This window comes from Vibrio coralliirubri, assembly GCF_024347375.1.
GTDB classification, from domain to species: Bacteria; Pseudomonadota; Gammaproteobacteria; order Enterobacterales; family Vibrionaceae; genus Vibrio; species Vibrio coralliirubri.
Genome location: NZ_AP025470.1, coordinates 1,419,229 through 1,439,366, shown reverse-complemented (window position 1 = coordinate 1,439,366; position 20,138 = coordinate 1,419,229). Strand labels below are relative to the sequence as shown.

Below are 20,138 nucleotides of genomic sequence, written 5' to 3'. Positions count from 1 at the left end.
ATAATTTAAACTGAGTGTTTACCATCAATTATCCATCGCAATAATCGAGCAATATTGCGTATAAAAGCAGACTCTATTTGTTATACTCATCGCAAATCATCGTTAACCGTATCGCCTGTTCACAAGGCGAGCGAGTGGACGAAATAATAATCAAAATACTACGAGTAATGTCATGTCTTTATTAGCAAAAGGAACACTCAAGAAGATGAGTGCTTCCCTTGATGGTGCGGTTACTTACCGTTTACCTGTAGGTGAAGAGTTTGTAGAGCTAAACCCTCTGATTGGTAAAACCATCAACCTTACCCATACCGGCAATATTTTTTGTTGTTCGTGTGGTAAGAAAACCAAGAAAAGCTACTCTCAAGGCCACTGCTTTGTGTGCATGAAAAAGCTAGCAAGCTGCGACATGTGCATCATGAAACCAGAGACTTGCCACTACGATGAAGGCACTTGTCGTGAGCCTCAATGGGGCGAAGAGAACTGCATGGTTGATCATTTCGTTTACCTATCGAACACATCAAGCCTAAAGGTGGGTATCACTCGTCATACTCAAATCCCTACCCGTTGGATTGACCAAGGCGCGACTCAGGGTTTGCCTATCTTGAAGGTAAAAACACGTCAGATTTCTGGCCTGATCGAAGTTGAGTTAGCAAAGCACATTGCTGACAAAACCAACTGGCGCACGCTGCTTAAAGGCGACGGCGGCGATATGGAGTTGGTAGAAAAAGCCAAAGAACTGTTGCCATTGGTTGAGGATAAAATCCAAGAGATCAGAGCAAAGTTTGGTGACGATGCAATCGAGATTCTGAGCGAAAATATCACTTCACTGAGCTACCCAGTTGAGCAACACCCAGTGAAGATTGTGTCACACAACTTTGATAAGAACCCTGAGGTGACTGGCGTACTTCAAGGCATTAAAGGCCAATACCTTATCCTAGATACTGGTGTGATTAACATCCGTAAATTTGGTTCTTACGAAGTGGAAGTATCTGCATAATTTGTAGAACTTAAGCGTTTCTCATAGTGAGAAGCGTTCAGTGAATAGCCAAAAACTAAAATGCCCTCAAGTGATGACTTGAGGGCATTTTTCGTTGTCGATTCTATTGGCCATTGGATAACGGTTATAAGCGTTAAAGCGCAACCACATCTCCGTCTACACAATTCTTACCTTTGGCTTTCGCACGATAGAGAGACTGATCGGTTAAATTCACGAGTGCATCAATCGTGACACCGTCTTCACAGGCTCGGCTATCACTGATTCCGATACTGACACTCGAATTAAATCGAATCTGTTCATCGATTTTGAACTCGACTTGATGGAACTGTTGGCGAACTCCTTCTGACACCTCGTGTGCTGTTTCAAGAGACGCATTTGGGATAAATATAATGAACTCTTCACCACCCCAACGGCCTGCGACTCCACCGACTTTCTCGGCATTGCGCTTGGTAATATTAGCCAAAGCACAAATAACCTCATCACCAACCATATGACCGTAAGTGTCATTAATCGACTTAAAATCATCGATATCCAGCAGCATACATACAAGGTAGTTGTTAGAGGACATGTGCTCTCTCAACCACTCATAAATCGCTCTGCGGTTAAGTAAGTCGGTCATTTCATCGTAGTTCGCTTGGTGAACCAGTTGCTTTTCCAACATCACCTTTTGCGTCACATCTTCGAGCACAACCTGAACCGCTGGCTGACCTTTCCAAGTAATCGCATTGTCGTAAATATTGAAGAACCGATGAACGCCGTCAAAGCCAATGTTTTCAACCACGGTACTAGTACCTGACAACTCACCCGACACGATCGCGTGATAGTGCTTGCTGATACCATCGGTATTCTGTTTTGGTACCAGTTCAAGGATAGAGTCCAACTCTAATACTTGCTCGATGGAGGCAGCGCCTTGCATGTTGACCCAAGATTGATTAACCATCAGCGGTTTGAAATCTCGGTGAACTAAGATGCCCTGCCCAGATTGCATGATCATGTCGTGATACATCTTATCTTGCTCACGCACCGCATTTTGCAGCTGAATCGCAGGAGAAAGATCGATCACCGTGACTTGCAGTGCAGGTCTTCCCTGCCACTCCGTCACATGGTCGATAGAAAACACGGTGAACTCTCTGCCATTTCGATCAACATTGGTATAGGTGTGAACCTGAGGGTCGCGTTGACCACTGACCGTTTCAAGGTAATTTTGATAGGCGAGAACATGATAATCTTCTGAGATTAAATCTAGAAAGCTATCGATATTAGAAAGTAGTTCTTCGGGCGATTGGTATCCATAGATGCGAGCATAGTTAGCGTCAACACTAACTACATTCATATCTTGAATAGTTATTACACCGTACGTGGATTCGAAATTTATTGAAGACATTGCCAACTCCGCACTCTAGCTACACTTCATAAACTGGAGCATAACAACACATCCTGCCAACGCTTCCACAGAATCTATCACGCGTTAGGGACATTAATATGGTATCTAGTATATCGTACTGTTGCGGGCTTCTCTACAATTCAATCGCTAACACCAGTTATCAAAAGTAGACAAGTCTCTCAATCCTATTACGCGCGTCAAAAAACAAAAAAAGATAACGTATATCTATGTAAGTATTAGCTTTTCTGTTTTGGGCGTTAACTTAGGTAGCTAGCGCTAATCACAACTCTTTTCAAACCCGTTCATTATTCACTTTTATCTTGTTGGCTGTTCGCTTGAAACCTAGTCGATTATTCATTCCAATCCGAAAAATAAGCGACTAAGAAGTCGATCGCCAACCGTGCTCTCTGGGGTAAAAAACGGCGGTTTTGATATACGACCCAACTGCTGGTTCCTGCTCCCCAATACTCTTCAAGCACCGGGACAAGCTTTCCATTGGTTAGGTCGCCATTGAAACTACTTTTGGGTAGGTAGACAACACCAAGCCCCTCTTCACATGCTTTCAGTACTGCGCTCGAATTGTTACTGCGCCAGCGCCCGTGCACTCGCACTGCATTTAACGGTTTGCCCTCTTTCTCGAATAGCCACTGATCACTGTTAGCGATAATACAGCTGTGCATTTTTAACTGCTCAGGATGAGTGGGCGTACCAAATTGTTCTATATAGTCTTTACTGGCTGCGGCCGCCATCGGGCGATCGACGAGCTTTCTTGCCACCAAACCTGAATCGTCCAATCGACCATAACGAATCGCGAAGTCGATACCATCTTCGATGAAGTTAACCATCTTAGTATTGAAGTTCATTTCGATGGTGAGCTCAGGATGATCTTTGGCAAACTCCATCAACGCCGCCGCAACATAATTCTCGGCAAACGCACCTGCGGCACTCACACGCAAAGTACCGCTAAGCTGAGTTTGTTGAGAAGTCACTTGCTCGTTCGCTTGCTGAAGCCCTATTACTAAGTCTTTGCACTGCTGATAATAGGTGTGACCCGATTCGGTCAGGCTTACCATTCGTGTAGAGCGTGCAAGCAACGCCACACCCACTCTCTCTTCTAACCTTGAAACTTGGCGACTGACATGACTGGTACTGCAGCCCAGTTGTTTTGCTGCTGCAGAAAAGCCGTGACACTCGGCTACCGCAACAAACTCATTAATCCCTTCAAAGCTGTCCATACTTCACCTGTTTACATCTAACGAATTCACATCCGATTAATTCTCATTCGACTATTGCTATATAGCAATAATGTTTTGTCTATTCGGCATATTATCACTCAAATGGTTTACTACTAATATTACAGGTAACGAAACAGCGGTATCTCTATTAATAAAACCGGATGTCTGTCTTATAAACGCGGATGTCTCAACAACGACGCTGAACCCCAACAAACGTGCTCAAAGGGACGAATCATGAAAAAAATACTAATACCTGTAACTAACCACGCAACACTAGGCGATACAGACCAAGCGAACGGGACTTACGCGCCTGAACTGACTCATGCTCTCAAAGAGATCATTGCTGCGGGTTTTGAGTACGACATCGCTTCTATCAAGGGTGGTAAAGGCCCATTGTACGGAACCGATATTGAAGGGGATTCAGTAAACGCCGAGATCTTGGCTGATGATGATTTCCAGAACCGCATCAACAATACGATTCCGGTAAGCCAAATTAATGCAGAAAGCTACGATGCTATCTTCTACCCAGGTGGATTCGGTTTGCTTTCAGACCTAGCAACCAATGAGCAATTCGCTGCTATTGCGGCTAAGCATTACGAAGATGGTGGTGTGATTGCGTCAGTATGTCATGGCCCTGCGGCGCTCCTTCCGATTGTTCTGAGCAACGGCGAGAAGCTACTAAGCTCTAAATCGGTAACTGGTTTTACACGTGAAGAAGAGATCGACTTTGGCACCATCAACGACATTCCATTCCTACTGGAAGAGTCGCTTGCTCGCAGCGCTGCGCGTTTCAACAAGGTTCAACCTTGGCAAGAACTTGTGATTGTTGATGAGCGAGTGATTACAGGCCAAAACCCAACCAGCGCACACGCAGTAGGTGCAGCTCTGGTTAAGCAGCTGTCTTAGTAGACTTTACTAAACAGATATAAGTTCATGAAACAAAAAGAGCATACTTCCACCTCAATATTATTGAGAGAAGCATGCTCTTTTCTAATTCTGTCGCTATTAAGTGCTAGTGGCTTCTTGCTAATTACTTCTGCTAGTGGCTTCGCAAGATCCCTTCAAGCACATTAAACAGCAAGTCGATCTCTTCAATAGAGTTGTAATGCATACAACCAATACGCACCACGCCCTGCTCTTCAATACCCAACTGCTTCACCAACCCTAATGCGTAGAAGTGACCATTCCACACACAGATATTATGCTCACCTAACTTCTTAGCGATGAACTCTGGAGAATGGTTTTCAAAGGTAACCGCAAAGGTTGGCGTTCTTAGATTCGAGTCAAACTCTGTTTTCCCGTAAAGTTTTGCCCCTTCAAGATCAGACAAGCGTTTCAGGAAGTACTCACTCAGTTGGCTTTCATGCTTATTATAAAGCACGTAGCTTTGCTCTAAACGAGAACGCAATGAATCGGTTGGCTCACCAAACTGCGCCAAGTAATCTACTGCTGCAATCACACCGGCAAGGCCTTCAAAGCTTTGCGTACCTGTTTCAAAACGGCCTGGGCCAATGTTTGTCGCTGGCTCAACCTTGTAAGGCTTTAACGTGTGTAGCCATTGAGGTGCAATATAAGCAATGCCCACATGCGGGCCGAAGAACTTATAAGCTGAACACGCTAAGAAATCACAATTCAGTTGTTGAACATCAATCAAGTGGTGTGGCGCGTAATGCACGGCATCGACATAAACCTGCGCACCATGCTGATGTGCAAGTTCAATAACTTTCGCCATATCGACAATCGAGCCCGTCGTGTTCGAAGCAAACGTCACCGCGACAAGTTTGGTTTTCTCGTTCAGCAAAGACTCAAAGTGCGCCATGTCTAGGCTGCAATCTGATTCATCGACACGAACTTGGCGAACGATCGCGCCTTTGTCATCTGCCGCTTGCTGCCAGCTCGATACATTCGAATAATGATCTAACGCCGTGACGATAACTTCATCGCCCTCTTTCCAATCTCGGCTGATCGCTCGGCTCAGTTGGAAGGTCAGCGATGTCATGTTAGCGCCGAACACAACGTTGCCAGAAGACTCCGCATTAAGCAGTGCTTGCGCCGCTTCTCGCGCTTGCTGCATTAAGCTTGTGGTCTTTTGGCTAGAAAAATAGTGCCCGCCTAGGTTTGAATTGAAATGCCCTAGGTATTCGGTCATTGATGCTAAAACATTCTCAGGCACCTGAGATCCGCCCGGCCCATCAAAGAAAGTGACTGGCTTGCCATTATGATATTGGCCTAACGCGCTAAACTGTTGGCGCACATCATTAAGAGTGAAGGACATTGCGCGCATCCTTAGCCGTTAGAACAAACACATCCATGTAGCCCATCTCGCCGTGGTCTATGGTACGAATCGGTTGTGCATTGTGCCAGAGCTTACTATCAGCAAGCATTGCCACTTCACCATCGCCTAACACTTTTCTAAAGAATGGTGCTTCGTGGCTATCTTGATACAGCATCACTTCACCACCAACGATGTTGTGGCGAGTAACACCAATGATCGCGATGTGGTCAAAACCATCTTGGTGAACACCTTCCGGTGCAACCTGAGTTTCTTCAAAAATTGCAGCGATACGGATCTGATGGATTTCGATTTCTTGTCCGTCTTCAAGCCCGTTAGTTTCAATAAACAGTTCACACATCTCTTGCATGCCTTCGCTGCTTAGGATTTGTGCTTCAATCGGCTCGAACTGGCGAACAACGTCACCTTGAAAGTGATTAATGTCTTCAGACTGAACAAAGTTATGTTTGTCTAGCTCAACGACTTGTCCATTACTGAATTCAACCACTGAGTACCTTCTCAATCGGAACTGGCCATCCGCATGCTCTGTGCTTGGTAGCTTAGAGAATGAAGGTGACAACTCCTTAACCGCGTGGTTACTGAGGTGGGTAATATGTAGGGTATTTTCGTGAGCATGTAACATCATCGACTCCTTAATGATTGTTAATTAACTTTCGATATTTAACGTTTTATTTACATAAAGGATACTTGAAGATCTTGCCAAATCAACATTAAACAATCATTTATCCCGTCAGATTTAATAATTCAGACACTAAATCCAATCGAGAAATAAAAAGCAGTGTATAACACCAGAATAAAAGATGACCAACTCTTAAAACTAGCACACTCCACTAGCTAGTTATAAATACCTACAAATTTAAATTTAACGACATTATCAACTACCAAGCCAGGTTTCATATTGTGCCAGCCCTTGCCCTTTAATACGCCAGCCTCCTTGCCTGAGTTCAGGCATCACGCTCGCCATCATTCATTTCTATGCTTTTGCACAACGAAATACGACCTACCTATCAATTGGCAAGCTATTGATTATTTACACAACAAACTGAAATTGGTTAATTTATGAGTACGCCAGAAACCAAACGCCTTTGCTTGCGCGTCTGGAACAGGTCGAGTTCGGGGGGAACTCGGCCGCCCTCAAATGGTTTATTTCTTCTTGGGGTTGGGACTTCACTGGTCTTCAATTTTTGAAAGCGCTTGAAGTCGAATATTACGAACGGAGTTGACTTAGTGTTTTTTGACTGCCAGAACATAGTTAAGTGCTCACAAATGTTAGAGACTTTTCGCTAACACGTTTATGCCCCATTATGCGTTAGAGCTTTTACTCATTCACACCCTGTTAGTATATTCTCCACTACCCAATATAATCTGAACTGGTGATAAATCAGTTTTATAAACTTTGTCACACTTTGCTGATTAACCATGCCCCCTCTTAAGTTTTTGATTTGTAGTTAAATTAATATGATAATGACTTCGTTCAAAGGAAAGGTGCCGTAACAGTTTGTCAGCATGCATTTTGTTTAGTGTTTAAGATATTGTTTAATATTAGTTTGCTGTAAAATCCTAGCATATGGTGTGATAAGCGGCCTTAAAAGATAAAGGAATTCTAAATGAAAGTAGATAGATGGGAAGAATACCAAACTTTCTTTCAACTAATCATACTTAGGTATCTTGTTGTGTGGTTCTCATTAGTCCCAGTAATTGCGGGGATTATAAACCAACTCCCAACTCCTTTACCCATTACTCTAATGGGTGTTACGCATAATATTGAACTAACTCTTCCATTTCATTGGCAACTACTCTGGCTGTCTTCTCTATCTTTTGTGATAGCTTTGGGGTTGTTTAAGCTTTTTTGCCCCAAATTCGTCCAAAAATACAGTAGTTTTTCTGAGTACAGTTCATACAACAATCACCCAAGATGGCTAGCTTGGGAAGCTCATGGCTTATTAAAAAGCGCAAACATAAATCAAAAGAAAAAATTAGTTGAACGGCTAAGTAAAAAAAAGTATCTCACCAAGTTGGACGTTAATTTGGATAAAAACTTGTGTGATGAGCCTGAAGTTAACGAGAAGCAGACCGTAATTAAATTTAGAGTAGACGGTCAGTCCTATGAATTTGGAATGCCAATAGTACAGACTACACATGATGAGAGTTCTGAAAAGGATGTGTTCTATGAGCTATTCGGCAGATATTCGGAAAGCTACTATCCAGCTAGGTTCATAATAAAGATACTATTGATAATTAGTTTAGTGCTCTTTTTGTGGGTCCTAGGCCAACACATATGTAATGGTGCTGGTTTCGTTTGGGACTGGATACTAGAAGTGGCTTTGTTGCGTAATTCAATGGAACTAAATCAAGAACCTACGATCTGATCAGCTACCTCCACTCTATCTCGTAGTCCTATGCCTAAGCCTCGTTATAAAACAACCAACTGGAAGCAATACAACCGATCACTCATTAACCGTGGTTCTCTGACTTTTTGGATTGATGAAGAAGCAATAAGCGGATGGGCGCAAAGCAAACAGAATAAGCGCGGTAGGCCGCGTCGGTTCAGTGATTTAGCTATCACGACAGCACTCATGGTCAAACGAGTTTTTTCTATGCCATTGAGAGCGCTGCAAGGATTTATCGACTCGATATTTAGGTTAGCCCATGTACCGTTAAGTTGTCCGCATTACACCTGCATCAGTCGTAGAGCCAAGCAAGTTGAGGTTTCATTTAAGACTAAAACGAGAGGAGCGATACAGCACCTAGCCATTGATGCTACTGGCCTTAAGGTTTATGGCGAAGGTGAATGGAAAGTCAAAAAACATGGGACGGATGGCAAGCGTAGAGTCTGGCGAAAGCTGCATATTGCAGTCGATACCAACACTCATGAGATCATTGCCGCCGAGCTAAGTTTATCGACGGTTACAGATGGAGAAGTACTCCCGAACTTACTGAAACAAACACGCCGAAGTATCCTTGAGGTGTCTGGTGATGGCGCTTACGACACGAGAGCGTGTCACGCTGCTATTAAGATTAAGGGAGCTATTGCGCTTATTCCCCCAAGAGAAGGGGCTGCCTTCTGGGAGCGTGGTCACCCTCGAAATTTCGCCGTGGGTTGCCAGAAATTATACGACTCAAATAAGTATTGGAAAGAGCGGTATGGATACCACAAACGTTCACTCTCAGAAACAGCGATGTATCGAGTTAAACAGTTGCTAGGAGGGAAACTGAGCTTAAGAAATTACAATGCCCAGGTGGGTGAAACTTACGCGATGATAAAAGCGTTGAACAAGCTTACTGGGTTAGGTATGCCTGAAACTTGTCGTATTGACTAAGAAACAAGCGAAACGGGTTGGCTCTATCTCTAAATTTAATTACGCAACAAAGCCACTAGAAGTAAGGAACAAATGAAGTCATATAAATATTATGCGGGTCTAACTAGTCAAGTTGGATTCTGTGCTACTCCACTTCGATTAGACCCTTATAACCGATGTCAGTTTTCTTGTGAGTATTGTTTTGCATCAACAAGACAAGGCTTTGGCCGACGGGGAGAGTTGAAAATTGGTAACCCATCTTCTCTTCTAGATAGGCTAACTCGGGTATCTAACGGTAAAGTCAGTTCAGCTCTTGATGAACTAATAGAGCGTAGAGTTCCTTTCCAACTGGGTGGCATGTCTGATCCATTTACAAAGTTAGAATCTAGAGAAAAAGTCACATTAGAGTATTTAAAAATTCTAAAAGAGTTTAATTACCCAGTTATTGTAAGTACAAAAAGTGACGAAATAACCCGTGATGAATATTTAGAGGTAGTTTCTGGCTCAAACACTTATGTCAGATTTTCGACGACGATAGTCGATTTTGAACAAAGACATAGAATCGATAGAGGATGTGTAGCAATAGAGGACCTGGCAAAGTCCGCTAAGGTACTTGATAGTGAAGGTATTCCAGTTTGCTTTAGGTTTCAGCCAATAATTCCGGGACATGAGAAGTTCTTCAGTCACGTTCTAGATTTAGCCGCTTCGTCTAGTGTAAAACACATTTCTGCTGAGTATTTAAAGTGCCCTATAGATGCAAACAAAAAGTTTGGCAGTAAGTTAATCGACATATTGGAAGGGAACCCCATTGGTTATTATAAAAAACTTGGCGCATTAAAACAGGGGAGAGAATACATACTTCCAGCTAGCTATAGAGTGCCTAACTTAACAGAAATAGCAGCTCAAACTAGGTCTAAAGGTATGAGTTTTGGTTTTGCGGATAATGACTTGCTTCTACACTCGGATGGCAATGCATGCTGTGCTGCTTCAAACTTGTATTTAGAAAATGCTAATTATTTCACGGCTAACATCGTCTCATTAGCAAAATCAAAGTCTATAGGCGAAAAGTTATATTTTAAAGATTACCTATCTGGATGGGTCCCCAATAGTGCGATATCTACCTATCTGAATTCAAAGGCTCGACTTTCCATTATAGACACAGCCCAACCCGAATGGTTGAGCTATCTCCGAGAGATGTGGGCTGGAAAGTTAGGTGTTTACAATCCCGAGTATTTCGATGGTATTGAAAAAACAAATGAAGTGGATAACTATGATTTACCTGTTTTTGTTAGAACGGCTTCAAAATACTCTGATATACGTGATCTGAATAGTCAATATATTCAGTCGACTTCGAAATCATACAATATCTTGAATAAAAGAAAGCAGTTAAGTGAAGTGTCATTTCTTTAGATCGTTATGTAATACATGGCTCTATCATCGGGCTTTTTGGTCCCCTTGAAGAGTGAGTCTCATTATTTCTTATTATGCCAAAGACCTATATTTGTTTTTACTCTAACTTGTTTCTTCCCCTTGACGTGCTGGCGATTATAAGAGAACAACCCTCAGCAGGCTTTTTACTATAGATAATCTAATGAATTGTATAAAAGCCAGACTCGACCCATTCACCATTAGAAAGATCAAAAAGAGGGATAATTCCCTCTTTCCACAAGTTATTGCCTACATTGATGTCAGTATGTGCATTATCTGACTGATTGCATTGATAAAAGGTGCTAGTGTTATCTGCAACAAAAGCGTGATAAGAGGAAAAACTCCATTTTTAATCAAGGAAACTTCCTTCTTAATAAGCTGTTAGAGCTACATAAACTATATCGGCATGGAATTATGAATGAGTAGTCGAATCGAGAATCAACAAATAAGTGAAACGATACCAGTTCATGGATTGATATCTGGAGCTAGCATAGGAACTTGGCAGGCAGACTATCCATTGACAGCTTTAGATTTCGAGCATATCAAAAATGGTAAACCGGTAACATTTAATTGGGCTAATAGCATTTTGTTGGCTACTGTAGGTTTTGGTTTTAATATCTTGGGTAAAGGTGCAACAACTATAGCTGGAGTAGAACAACAGATTTACATTGGAGAATGGATTGCATTAGGGGCTTTGTTGCGTAATTAAATTTAGAGATAGAGCCAACCCGTTTCGCTTGTTTCTTAGTCAATACGACAAGTTTCAGGCATACCTAACCCAGTAAGCTTGTTCAACGCTTTTATCATCGCGTAAGTTTCACCCACCTGGGCATTGTAATTTCTTAAGCTCAGTTTCCCTCCTAGCAACTGTTTAACTCGATACATCGCTGTTTCTGAGAGTGAACGTTTGTGGTATCCATACCGCTCTTTCCAATACTTATTTGAGTCGTATAATTTCTGGCAACCCACGGCGAGATTTCGAGGGTGACCACGCTCCCAGAAGGCAGCCCCTTCTCTTGGGGGAATAAGCGCAATAGCTCCCTTAATCTTAATAGCAGCGTGACACGCTCTCGTGTCGTAAGCGCCATCACCAGACACCTCAAGGATACTTCGGCGTGTTTGTTTCAGTAAGTTCGGGAGTACTTCTCCATCTGTAACCGTCGATAAACTTAGCTCGGCGGCAATGATCTCATGAGTGTTGGTATCGACTGCAATATGCAGCTTTCGCCAGACTCTACGCTTGCCATCCGTCCCATGTTTTTTGACTTTCCATTCACCTTCGCCATAAACCTTAAGGCCAGTAGCATCAATGGCTAGGTGCTGTATCGCTCCTCTCGTTTTAGTCTTAAATGAAACCTCAACTTGCTTGGCTCTACGACTGATGCAGGTGTAATGCGGACAACTTAACGGTACATGGGCTAACCTAAATATCGAGTCGATAAATCCTTGCAGCGCTCTCAATGGCATAGAAAAAACTCGTTTGACCATGAGTGCTGTCGTGATAGCTAAATCACTGAACCGACGCGGCCTACCGCGCTTATTCTGTTTGCTTTGCGCCCATCCGCTTATTGCTTCTTCATCAATCCAAAAAGTCAGAGAACCACGGTTAATGAGTGATCGGTTGTATTGCTTCCAGTTGGTTGTTTTATAACGAGGCTTAGGCATAGGACTACGAGATAGAGTGGAGGTAGCTGATCAGATCGTAGGTTCTTGATTTAGTTCCATTGAATTACGCAACAAAGCCTGCATTAGGTGCAGGTGTCGCTATTTCCATCGTTCTATATTTAGTAGGTTTAGCTCTGCCCAACGACAGAAAACGAGTAATGAAAGAGATCAAAGAGCACTTCAATACGGCTCCAAAACAAAGACAAGTTGTATCGGGAGAAAACGAATGACTTATACAAGAAATAATCTCCCATCTTCATATCAGCCATACGAAAAGCTAACTATCTGTAGTAATTCATTAATAGGTGGTGGGCATTTGGTTGAATTAGCAGGAGCATTACCTTTAATTATTGGTTACGGGGAAAAACCACAGGTTTGGCTTCAAGCGATCAGTAATCCTGAAAAAATGGAGTTTGTGTCAATCGTTGAGAATTCAGTTTCAAAGTTTCCTGCTGTTGAGGTTAAAGAAATTGATGGTTCAATAATTATCACTATTCAAGGTAAGCAAGTATTGAAAGTTCGGAATGTATCAAATAGTGAAGCTGTTGTGGAAAATATGGATCTTAGACCAATAGGTTTAAATCTCTATGGTGATGCTAAGAATATGCATATGCCAAACGGTTCCTTTTCAGGAAATTCTATGTCTGGTGGCGGTGTTTTATTAGGCTTAGGTGGCTAGTAGCTCTAACAAGTCACTAAAGCAGGACTCGTAACTGTTGGCTCGGTTCTGCTTCGCTTCACATTTTAGCCAACAATTACTCGCCTCTTAGTGAGGCGTTAGCCTTTTTCTTCACATGGATTTCATTTGTGACGTCAGTTTTCAAATACACACAATATAGACCTGAGTTCTTTGATAATTTCTTTTTAAAATTATCTAGATTTGGTGAATTCAACGACCCATTTGAAATGGTTATGGGCAATTACCTAAGTTCTGTTGATAAAGAAGAACATGATTTAATAATGTCACTTTCTAGTACATTATCTGATGGGGCTGCGTATTACGATATGGCTTGGGACGCGCAAGTTGGTGTCAGGGCAAGCGTTGGAGTGTTATGTTTCGCTTCAGATGAAAGCAATCTTTTGATGTGGGCGCACTACGCTAACAATCATGAAGGTATATGTATAGAGCTTGATAAGACTGCTGAGTTTTTTACCGGGAAATATAAGAATGCCACCAATTTTTTTGGGGAAAAAATGTATGACCACTACCAAAATATAGGTGAATTACGAAAAGTTAAATATACACTTGAGCGTCCAACTTACATTGAGCCAAGCGAGCTTGAATACGATACCGAATCGTGGTTTGTTAAATCCCCAGAGTGGGAATACGAGCAAGAGCATCGTTTGTTATTGCCTATTGATTTAGCTACGGCTCCTCCGAAGTCAGATATGTATTTCTATGCTCTAGAGCCGCAAATGATAAAATCAATAGTATTAGGCTGCCAAATGCCTGTGGCTACAAAAAAAGAGGTTTATGAAAAGTGTAGAAACCTTGGCATAAAAGTTCGTGAAGCATATGTCCATTCTCATCAATTTAAACTTGATATTGTTGATTACGATGAAAAAAATTATAGTAAGTACATAAATATGTACAACTTAAATAGAAAGACTCGCTAATACAGAAGGCTAACTAATAAGGATTAAGGTGTTGCGCAGCTAACACTAAATCCCGAGTGTTGAACAAGCCCGAGCCTCTATATAAGTAAATTGTGCGATCTGCTCTAGGAGGGTAGCGGCTTTGATGCTTTTCTCAAGGCGAGTGCGGTCTTCGTAAGGCAGAGGTTTCGACACACCATCCGCTGCGTTCCGCACGTCAATTTCCTTTTGCCATATCTCTAGTTATTAATGAATTGCTAATGTTCGATTTGCCAAAACGCATTTTTGTCTAGAACCTACATAGGCTGGATTAGCCAAGCTTATCATTTTACCAATATATCCCTATAATACTTTTGAGGTCGCAATAAACAAGAGGCACGGTATGAGTAAAATTATCAGGGCAGCTTTTGATGGCAGTGCGAATGATAGTATAAGCGGTATGATTGCTAAAGCTATGGAACTTAGTCTGGAAGGTTCAGAGTATAAAAATGACGAATTTTATCTATCAGATGAAAACTATGAATTAGTCAATATTATTATTGGTCAACTAGATGGTCAAGCCCAAAAGCTAAGGGAGGTTTATCGTGAGATAGAGCTTTCAGCGCATGTTGAGAGCTACTTTGACAGCTTGACTATCGATGAGCTGTTTGTTGCTAATAGTTGTATCCGAGAGTTTGAAATGATTCTCAATGCAAAGTATTACGCAATGAGTGGTTGCGTTATCGTTTCAGGGGCGTCGGTGATGCAAATAATGAAACAGATTCGTATGTCAGCAGCTAAGTTACGTAGAGTTATTGGTGATCTGATGTCTGTCGAGCGTCAACTTCGAGTAGCTTCAACGAATAAATATGAAAGTAGCTTTGAGATGACTAGTGATAAAATCACCACGCTCAAATTAGCAACAGAAGCAGCGATTATCAGTCATAGCTGAGGTAGGTTTTGTTGGAAAGCCTCTCATTAATTATAATTTACGGCTTGTTGTTAGCTTTTCTCATAGTAGTGATCTTGTTTGAAGAGCACAAAAGGATTATCTGATCCGCCCTATCATCATTGGATATTAAATTAGGCCTCTCCATACCTACAGCTATCCGATTTTTTATAATTTAGCACAAAACCAAACTCGATTTTGTCCAATTGTGAGTTTCAGAGGCCGTAACTTCCCTAGTGCAAGCCAAAACATACAAGCTTCTTCAAGGTCGACTTCAAATCAACGTAAGGTAAGTTTGATTAGTAGAATGACACCTCATCTAGTTTACTAAACTCAGCTATAGCCCTCATTCCAAGACCCTAAAGCCTTTGCGTGCTTCCACTGTTCTTTCAGCTACGAAAACGTTTGTCTCGATTAAGTTCTAACCTATAACGATTAATTACACTTCAGCCCTTGTTTAACCTTTTATTGCCTCCATATTTTCCATACAATCCTAAGCGATTATAAATAAAAACAATTTCAATTTCGGAGTCCTCATGAGCGACGTAAAGCACTGTAATTTATTGATTCTTGGTTCTGGCCCTGCTGGCTATACAGCTGCAGTTTACGCTGCTCGTGCAAACCTAAACCCAGTACTGGTTACCGGTATGCAGCAAGGTGGTCAGCTTACAACCACAACAGAAGTGGAAAACTGGCCGGGTGATGCTGAAGGTTTAACGGGTCCAGCTCTAATGGATCGCATGAAAGAGCACGCGGAGCGCTTTGAAACAGAGATCCTGTTCGACCACATTAACGAAGTAGACCTTTCAAACCGCCCTTTCCGTCTTAAAGGCGATTCTGGTGAGTACACATGTGATGCGTTGATCATCTCAACGGGCGCATCTGCTAAGTACCTAGGTTTAGAGTCTGAAGAAGCATTCAAAGGCCGCGGCGTGTCTGCTTGTGCAACGTGTGATGGTTTCTTCTACCGCAACCAGAAAGTAGCGGTTGTGGGTGGTGGTAACACGGCTGTTGAAGAAGCACTTTACCTATCTAACATCGCGTCTGAAGTTCATCTAGTTCACCGTCGTGACACGTTCCGCGCTGAAAAGATTCTAGTGAAGCGTTTAATGGACAAAGTAGAGAACGGTAACATTGTTCTACACACTGATCGCACGCTAGACGAAGTTCTAGGCGACGACATGGGCGTAACTGGCGTTCGTATTAAAGATACTCAGTCTGACAAAACAGAAGACATCGAAGTAATGGGCGCATTCATTGCTATCGGTCACCAACCAAACACTGAAATCTTCAAAGGCCAAGTGGACATGAAAGATGACTACATCATCGTTCAGTCGGGCCTTGAAGGTAACGCGACACAAACCAGCATCCCAGGCGTGTTCGCTGCAGGTGATGTAATGGACCACAACTACCGCCAAGCAATTACTTCTGCAGGTACGGGTTGTATGGCTGCATTGGATGCTGAACGCTTCCTAGATGGCCTTAACGATAAGTAAATCTGAGATTGCAGATTTGGTTATCGGAGCTCTCGCCTCAGTAGATGCAGGGCATCATCACAATTTGTTGTAAATCCCTAGAGCCCAGCGGTATATCCACTGGGCTTTCTTTTGTATACTACCCGCCCTCAACAAATAATAATTATCATTAAGCCTTCATAATGGATAAGAAAAAACAACGCAGCTTGAACAAGTGGCTTAAGCAACAGAGTAAGTTAGCGAAACGCTGGCTTATGATTGCGATTAGCCTTGGCGTACTTTCAAGCGTGTTTTTAATTGCTCAAGCAGCTCTTCTCGCCTCTATTCTTCACCAGCTGATCATCGAGAATGTCGATAAATCTGAACTGGTTGGTCATTTCGCAGGCTTGGCATTATCGGTCGTTGGCCGTGCTGGCTGTACATGGGGACGTGAGATCGCAGGTTATCGCTGTGGTGAACAGATCCGTGTCTACATCAGGCAACTCATCCTTGATAAGTTACGTGAGTTAGGCCCTGCTTATATCAAAGGCAAACCTGCGGGTACATGGGCAACCCTATTACTAGAACAAGTAGAAGACATGCAAGACTTCTTCTCTCGTTACTTACCTCAGATGTCTTTATCGGTAATGATTCCATTCATTATTTTGGTTGTGGTGTTCCCAGTAAACTGGGCAGCAGGACTGATCTTCTTGATTACTGCTCCACTGGTACCAATGTTCATGGCACTTGTGGGGATGAAAGCAGCCGATGCAAACCGTAAAAACTTCAAAGCACTGCAACGTCTTTCTGGTCACTTTTACGACCGTTTGCAGTCAATGACAACCATCCGTCTATTTGATCGCACTAACGCTGAAACAGAGGTACTTAAAGGTGCATCTGAAGTGTTCAGAACGCGTACTATGGATGTGTTGAAAATCGCTTTCTTGTCTTCTGCTGTACTTGAGTTCTTCACGTCGATCTCTATCGCAATGACAGCGGTTTACTTTGGTTTCACCTACATTGGTGAGCTTAACTTCGGTCACTACGGCGCAGGCATTACGCTATTCGCAGGTTTGTTTATCCTTATCTTGGCGCCAGAGTTTTACCAACCTCTGCGTGACTTAGGTACTTTCTACCACGCGAAGCAACAAGCGGTTGGCGCTGCCGAAAGTATTGTCGAGTTCCTAGAAACAGACATCACTAAGGTTAAATCAGGCGACACTCAGCTCGACCCGGCTCAAGGCATCAATATTGAAGCTCAAGATCTCAAAGTATTAAGCCCTGAAGGTGTTCAACTGGTTGGCCCTATCTCGTTCGCACTGAATACTCGCCAATCAACTGCATTAGTTGGCCCAAGTGGTGCGGGTAAAACAAGTTTGATCAACGCTATTCTTGGTTTCATGCCTTATGAAGGAAGCTTGAAAATCAATGGCATTGAACTGCGTGACTTAGACTTGGCCTCTTGGCGTAAAACCATTAGTTGGGTTGGTCAAAACCCGTTGCTACTGCACGGCACAATTCGTGACAACGTCACTCTAGGTAAGCACGATATCACTGACCAAGTTGTCGAGAATGCACTTGAGCAGTCTTTTGCTAACGAATTCGTAAATGAGCACGGCTTGGATTACATGATTTCTGATCGCTCTGGCGGTCTGTCTGTGGGTCAATCTCAGCGTTTGGCTCTGGCTCGCGCAATGATTCAAGACGGTCAGTTCTGGTTGCTCGATGAACCCACTGCCAGCCTAGATACTCGTAGCGAACAGTTGGTAATGAAAGGCATCAATAGCAACATCGAAAGCCGCACTGCCCTGCTTGTAACACACCAACTTGCCCCGCTTAAATCGGTCGATAACATTCTGGTTATGCGCGATGGTGGTCTGGTTGAACAAGGTCATTACTCTCAGCTTTCGACTGCGGGTGGTTTATTTGAAGAGATGCTTAACGCGAACTTAGCTCAACAAGATAATAAGGGTAATTTAGATGCGTGATTTACTGCCTTACCTGAAACTCTATAAAAAGCATTGGTTTGGCCTATCGTTAGGCATGCTATTGGCTTTTGCTACTCTGTCGGCTTCTATCGGCTTGTTAACGCTATCAGGTTGGTTTATTTCAGCTTCTGCGGTTGCTGGCCTTACGATTGCACGTGAAACCTTCAACTACATGCTGCCGGGCGGTGGTGTACGTGGTTTGGCAATGAGCCGTACTGCGGGTCGTTGGGGTGAACGTGTTGTTAGCCACAATGCGACATTCAAACTGTTAACTGATCTGCGTATCTTCTTCTTCAAGAAGCTGGCTCCGCTGATCCCAGGTCGTATTTCAAACCTTCGTGATGCTGACCTACTGAACCGTTTGGTTGCTGATGTCGATGCCATGGACCACGTGTACTTGCGCTTAGTCAGCCCAGTGACGGTGGGTGTGTTCGGGATCTTCTTCCTGACTCTGTTCTTGATGTGGTTCGATAGCTCACTAGGTTTAATCTTAGGTTCTATCCTTCTTATCATGCTGTTGGTTTGGCCAATCTTGTTCTACAAATTGGGGAAACGTAACGGTGGTGAACTGACACAGAACAAAGCGGATCTTCGTGTCACTACGCTAGATTGGATTGAAGGCTACAGCGAACTGACTCTGTTCGGTGCTGAAGAGCGTTACCGTAATGCGATTCTAGAAACGCAACGCAAGCTGATGGCGAATCAGTTTGTGAACGCTAACCTAACCGGTATGGCGTCAGCAGCACTGATGCTGTTCAACGGTTTGACGCTGGTTCTTATGCTTTGGCTTGCGGCTGACGGTGTGGGTGGTAATGCACCAGACCCGTTCATCGCACTAATGGCATTCGCAACTATGGCAAGCTTCGAGCTATTAATGCCAATCGCAGGCGCGTTCCAGCATTTAGGTCAAACTCTGTCTTCTGCTCGTCGCTTGAACGAAGTTATTCTGTCGGAGCCTGAAGTTCAGTTTGCTGAAGAGAAGCTCGACATCAACAAGCCACTTGATATTACGTTCTCAAACGTGACGTTCAACTACCCTGACTCTGAGCGCAATGTTCTGAATGCTGTCGACCTGACAATCCCTGCAACGAACAAGGTTGCGATTGTGGGTCAAACGGGTTCTGGTAAATCGACTCTGATTCAGCTTCTGACTCGCTACTGGGATCCTAAGAAGGGTTACATCTCAATTGCGGGCATTGAACTGACTCAGTGGAATGAATCACAGCTTCGTGAATCAATCAGTGTGGTAAGCCAACGTGTCGACATTCTAAATGGTACTTTGCGTGACAACTTGTTGATTGCAAGACCAGAAGCAACCGATGATCACTTAGCGAATATCTTAAAAGACGTTGGCCTAGAAAAACTGCTTGAGAATAACGCGCTTGATAGCTGGTTAGGTGATGGTGGTCGTCAACTGTCTGGTGGTGAGAAGCGCCGTATTGGTATCGCACGTGCGATTCTTCATGATGCTCCTATCCTGCTTCTAGATGAGCCAACAGAAGGCTTAGATAAGCAAACAGAGCAAAGCATCATGACGCTGTTCGAGAAGCACTTCGAAGGCAAGACGGTTATCTTCATCACGCACCGTTTGATTGGTCTGGAATCGATGGATTCTATTGTTCTGATTGAACAAGGCGAGATCGTTGAAAACGGCTCTCACGAGAAGCTATTAAACGAAGAAGGACGTTACTTCCAACTTCGTCAGGCAATCTAGCTCCTTCATAAGTTATAAAGAAAACCATTCAAAGCCCGAGTTTATGCTCGGGCTTTTTGTTGTCTGAGATTCTAGTATCGAGCAGCTCAAACAAATAATCACCGCCAATCACTTATTGCTTATTTGTAAGCAATATTAATACATTACTTACAAAAGC

General features: G+C 43.1%; 19 protein-coding genes. 13 read left to right on the top strand and 6 right to left on the bottom strand.

All coding sequences use genetic code 11. The features are described from left to right. Positions 1 to 172: 172 nt before the first annotated feature. Entirely contained in the window at positions 173 to 997 is an 825-nt protein-coding gene (locus tag OCV20_RS06730) for a DUF2797 domain-containing protein (RefSeq protein WP_086774843.1), read from the top strand. Positions 998 to 1,130: 133 nt separating this feature from the next. Here the strand turns inward: OCV20_RS06730 and OCV20_RS06725 are convergent, their stop codons facing one another. Next, positions 1,131 to 2,381: a sensor domain-containing diguanylate cyclase gene (locus tag OCV20_RS06725; RefSeq protein WP_050052968.1), complete on the bottom strand. Its 1,251-nt coding sequence runs from the start codon at positions 2,379 to 2,381 to the stop codon at positions 1,131 to 1,133. A 350-nt stretch (positions 2,382 to 2,731) separates the two neighbouring features. Then, a complete protein-coding gene (locus OCV20_RS06720) occupies positions 2,732 to 3,616 on the bottom strand; it encodes a LysR family transcriptional regulator (protein ID WP_086774844.1) in 885 nt (294 codons plus the stop codon). A 234-nt stretch (positions 3,617 to 3,850) separates the two neighbouring features. Between OCV20_RS06720 and OCV20_RS06715 the strand changes: the two genes are divergently transcribed. Then, entirely contained in the window at positions 3,851 to 4,522 is a 672-nt protein-coding gene (locus OCV20_RS06715; RefSeq protein ID WP_086774845.1) for a type 1 glutamine amidotransferase domain-containing protein, read from the top strand. 133 nt (positions 4,523 to 4,655) lie between these two features. On the opposite strand, the gene OCV20_RS06710 is transcribed toward OCV20_RS06715, so the two are convergent. Both OCV20_RS06710 and OCV20_RS06705 read right to left on the bottom strand, forming a co-directional pair. Beyond that, positions 4,656 to 5,891, bottom strand: coding sequence for a cysteine desulfurase-like protein (locus OCV20_RS06710; RefSeq protein ID WP_086774846.1), 1,236 nt, complete (start codon positions 5,889 to 5,891; stop codon positions 4,656 to 4,658). Further along, on the bottom strand, positions 5,875 to 6,531 hold the full coding sequence (locus OCV20_RS06705; protein ID WP_048607150.1) for a 2OG-Fe dioxygenase family protein: 657 nt from the start codon (positions 6,529 to 6,531) through the stop codon (positions 5,875 to 5,877). The genes OCV20_RS06710 and OCV20_RS06705 overlap by 17 nt, the downstream gene beginning before the upstream one ends. Positions 6,532 to 7,516: 985 nt before the next feature. Here OCV20_RS06705 and OCV20_RS06700 point away from each other — a divergent pair. The 4 genes from OCV20_RS06700 (at position 7,517) to OCV20_RS06685 (ending at position 11,345) form a co-directional block, all read left to right on the top strand. Then, entirely contained in the window at positions 7,517 to 8,278 is a 762-nt protein-coding gene (locus OCV20_RS06700; RefSeq protein WP_261881431.1) for a hypothetical protein, read from the top strand. Between the two features lie 30 nt (positions 8,279 to 8,308). After that, positions 8,309 to 9,229, top strand: a complete 921-nt coding sequence (locus tag OCV20_RS06695) for an IS5 family transposase (protein ID WP_086773621.1) — start codon at positions 8,309 to 8,311, stop codon at positions 9,227 to 9,229. 72 nt (positions 9,230 to 9,301) lie between these two features. After that, positions 9,302 to 10,618, top strand: coding sequence for a radical SAM family protein (locus OCV20_RS06690; protein WP_086775890.1), 1,317 nt, complete (start codon positions 9,302 to 9,304; stop codon positions 10,616 to 10,618). A 436-nt stretch (positions 10,619 to 11,054) separates the two neighbouring features. Beyond that, positions 11,055 to 11,345, top strand: coding sequence for a hypothetical protein (locus tag OCV20_RS06685; RefSeq protein ID WP_086775891.1), 291 nt, complete (start codon positions 11,055 to 11,057; stop codon positions 11,343 to 11,345). Positions 11,346 to 11,380: 35 nt separating this feature from the next. Here OCV20_RS06685 and OCV20_RS06680 read toward each other — a convergent pair whose 3' ends face one another. Beyond that, positions 11,381 to 12,301 (bottom strand): IS5 family transposase, encoded by a 921-nt coding sequence (locus OCV20_RS06680; RefSeq protein WP_261881408.1) that lies wholly within the window; start codon positions 12,299 to 12,301, stop codon positions 11,381 to 11,383. A gap of 59 nt (positions 12,302 to 12,360) precedes the next feature. On the opposite strand from OCV20_RS06680, the gene OCV20_RS06675 reads away from it, so the two are divergent. From OCV20_RS06675 to OCV20_RS06665, 3 genes are all read left to right on the top strand, one after another. Beyond that, positions 12,361 to 12,531 (top strand): hypothetical protein, encoded by a 171-nt coding sequence (locus OCV20_RS06675; RefSeq protein WP_261881430.1) that lies wholly within the window; start codon positions 12,361 to 12,363, stop codon positions 12,529 to 12,531. Continuing rightward, a complete protein-coding gene (locus tag OCV20_RS06670; protein WP_108721728.1) occupies positions 12,528 to 12,980 on the top strand; it encodes a hypothetical protein in 453 nt (150 codons plus the stop codon). The genes OCV20_RS06675 and OCV20_RS06670 overlap by 4 nt, the downstream gene beginning before the upstream one ends. Before the next feature lie 128 nt (positions 12,981 to 13,108). Continuing rightward, positions 13,109 to 13,918 (top strand): DUF2971 domain-containing protein, encoded by an 810-nt coding sequence (locus OCV20_RS06665; protein ID WP_086774876.1) that lies wholly within the window; start codon positions 13,109 to 13,111, stop codon positions 13,916 to 13,918. Positions 13,919 to 13,963: 45 nt separating this feature from the next. On the opposite strand, the gene OCV20_RS06660 is transcribed toward OCV20_RS06665, so the two are convergent. After that, complete coding sequence (locus tag OCV20_RS06660) at positions 13,964 to 14,113, bottom strand: hypothetical protein (protein WP_157896351.1); 150 nt, start codon at positions 14,111 to 14,113, stop codon at positions 13,964 to 13,966. 166 nt (positions 14,114 to 14,279) lie between these two features. Here OCV20_RS06660 and OCV20_RS06655 point away from each other — a divergent pair, with 166 nt between their 5' ends. From OCV20_RS06655 to cydC, 4 genes are all read left to right on the top strand, one after another. Then, entirely contained in the window at positions 14,280 to 14,828 is a 549-nt protein-coding gene (locus OCV20_RS06655) for a hypothetical protein (RefSeq protein WP_086774877.1), read from the top strand. Positions 14,829 to 15,361: 533 nt separating this feature from the next. Beyond that, on the top strand, positions 15,362 to 16,321 hold the full coding sequence (gene trxB, locus OCV20_RS06650; protein WP_050052961.1) for a thioredoxin-disulfide reductase: 960 nt from the start codon (positions 15,362 to 15,364) through the stop codon (positions 16,319 to 16,321). A gap of 161 nt (positions 16,322 to 16,482) precedes the next feature. Continuing rightward, positions 16,483 to 18,267, top strand: coding sequence for a heme ABC transporter permease/ATP-binding protein CydD (cydD, locus tag OCV20_RS06645; RefSeq protein WP_048613625.1), 1,785 nt, complete (start codon positions 16,483 to 16,485; stop codon positions 18,265 to 18,267). Next, entirely contained in the window at positions 18,260 to 19,981 is a 1,722-nt protein-coding gene (gene cydC / locus OCV20_RS06640; RefSeq protein WP_050652177.1) for a heme ABC transporter ATP-binding protein/permease CydC, read from the top strand. The genes cydD and cydC overlap by 8 nt, the downstream gene beginning before the upstream one ends. Positions 19,982 to 20,138 lie beyond the last annotated feature (157 nt).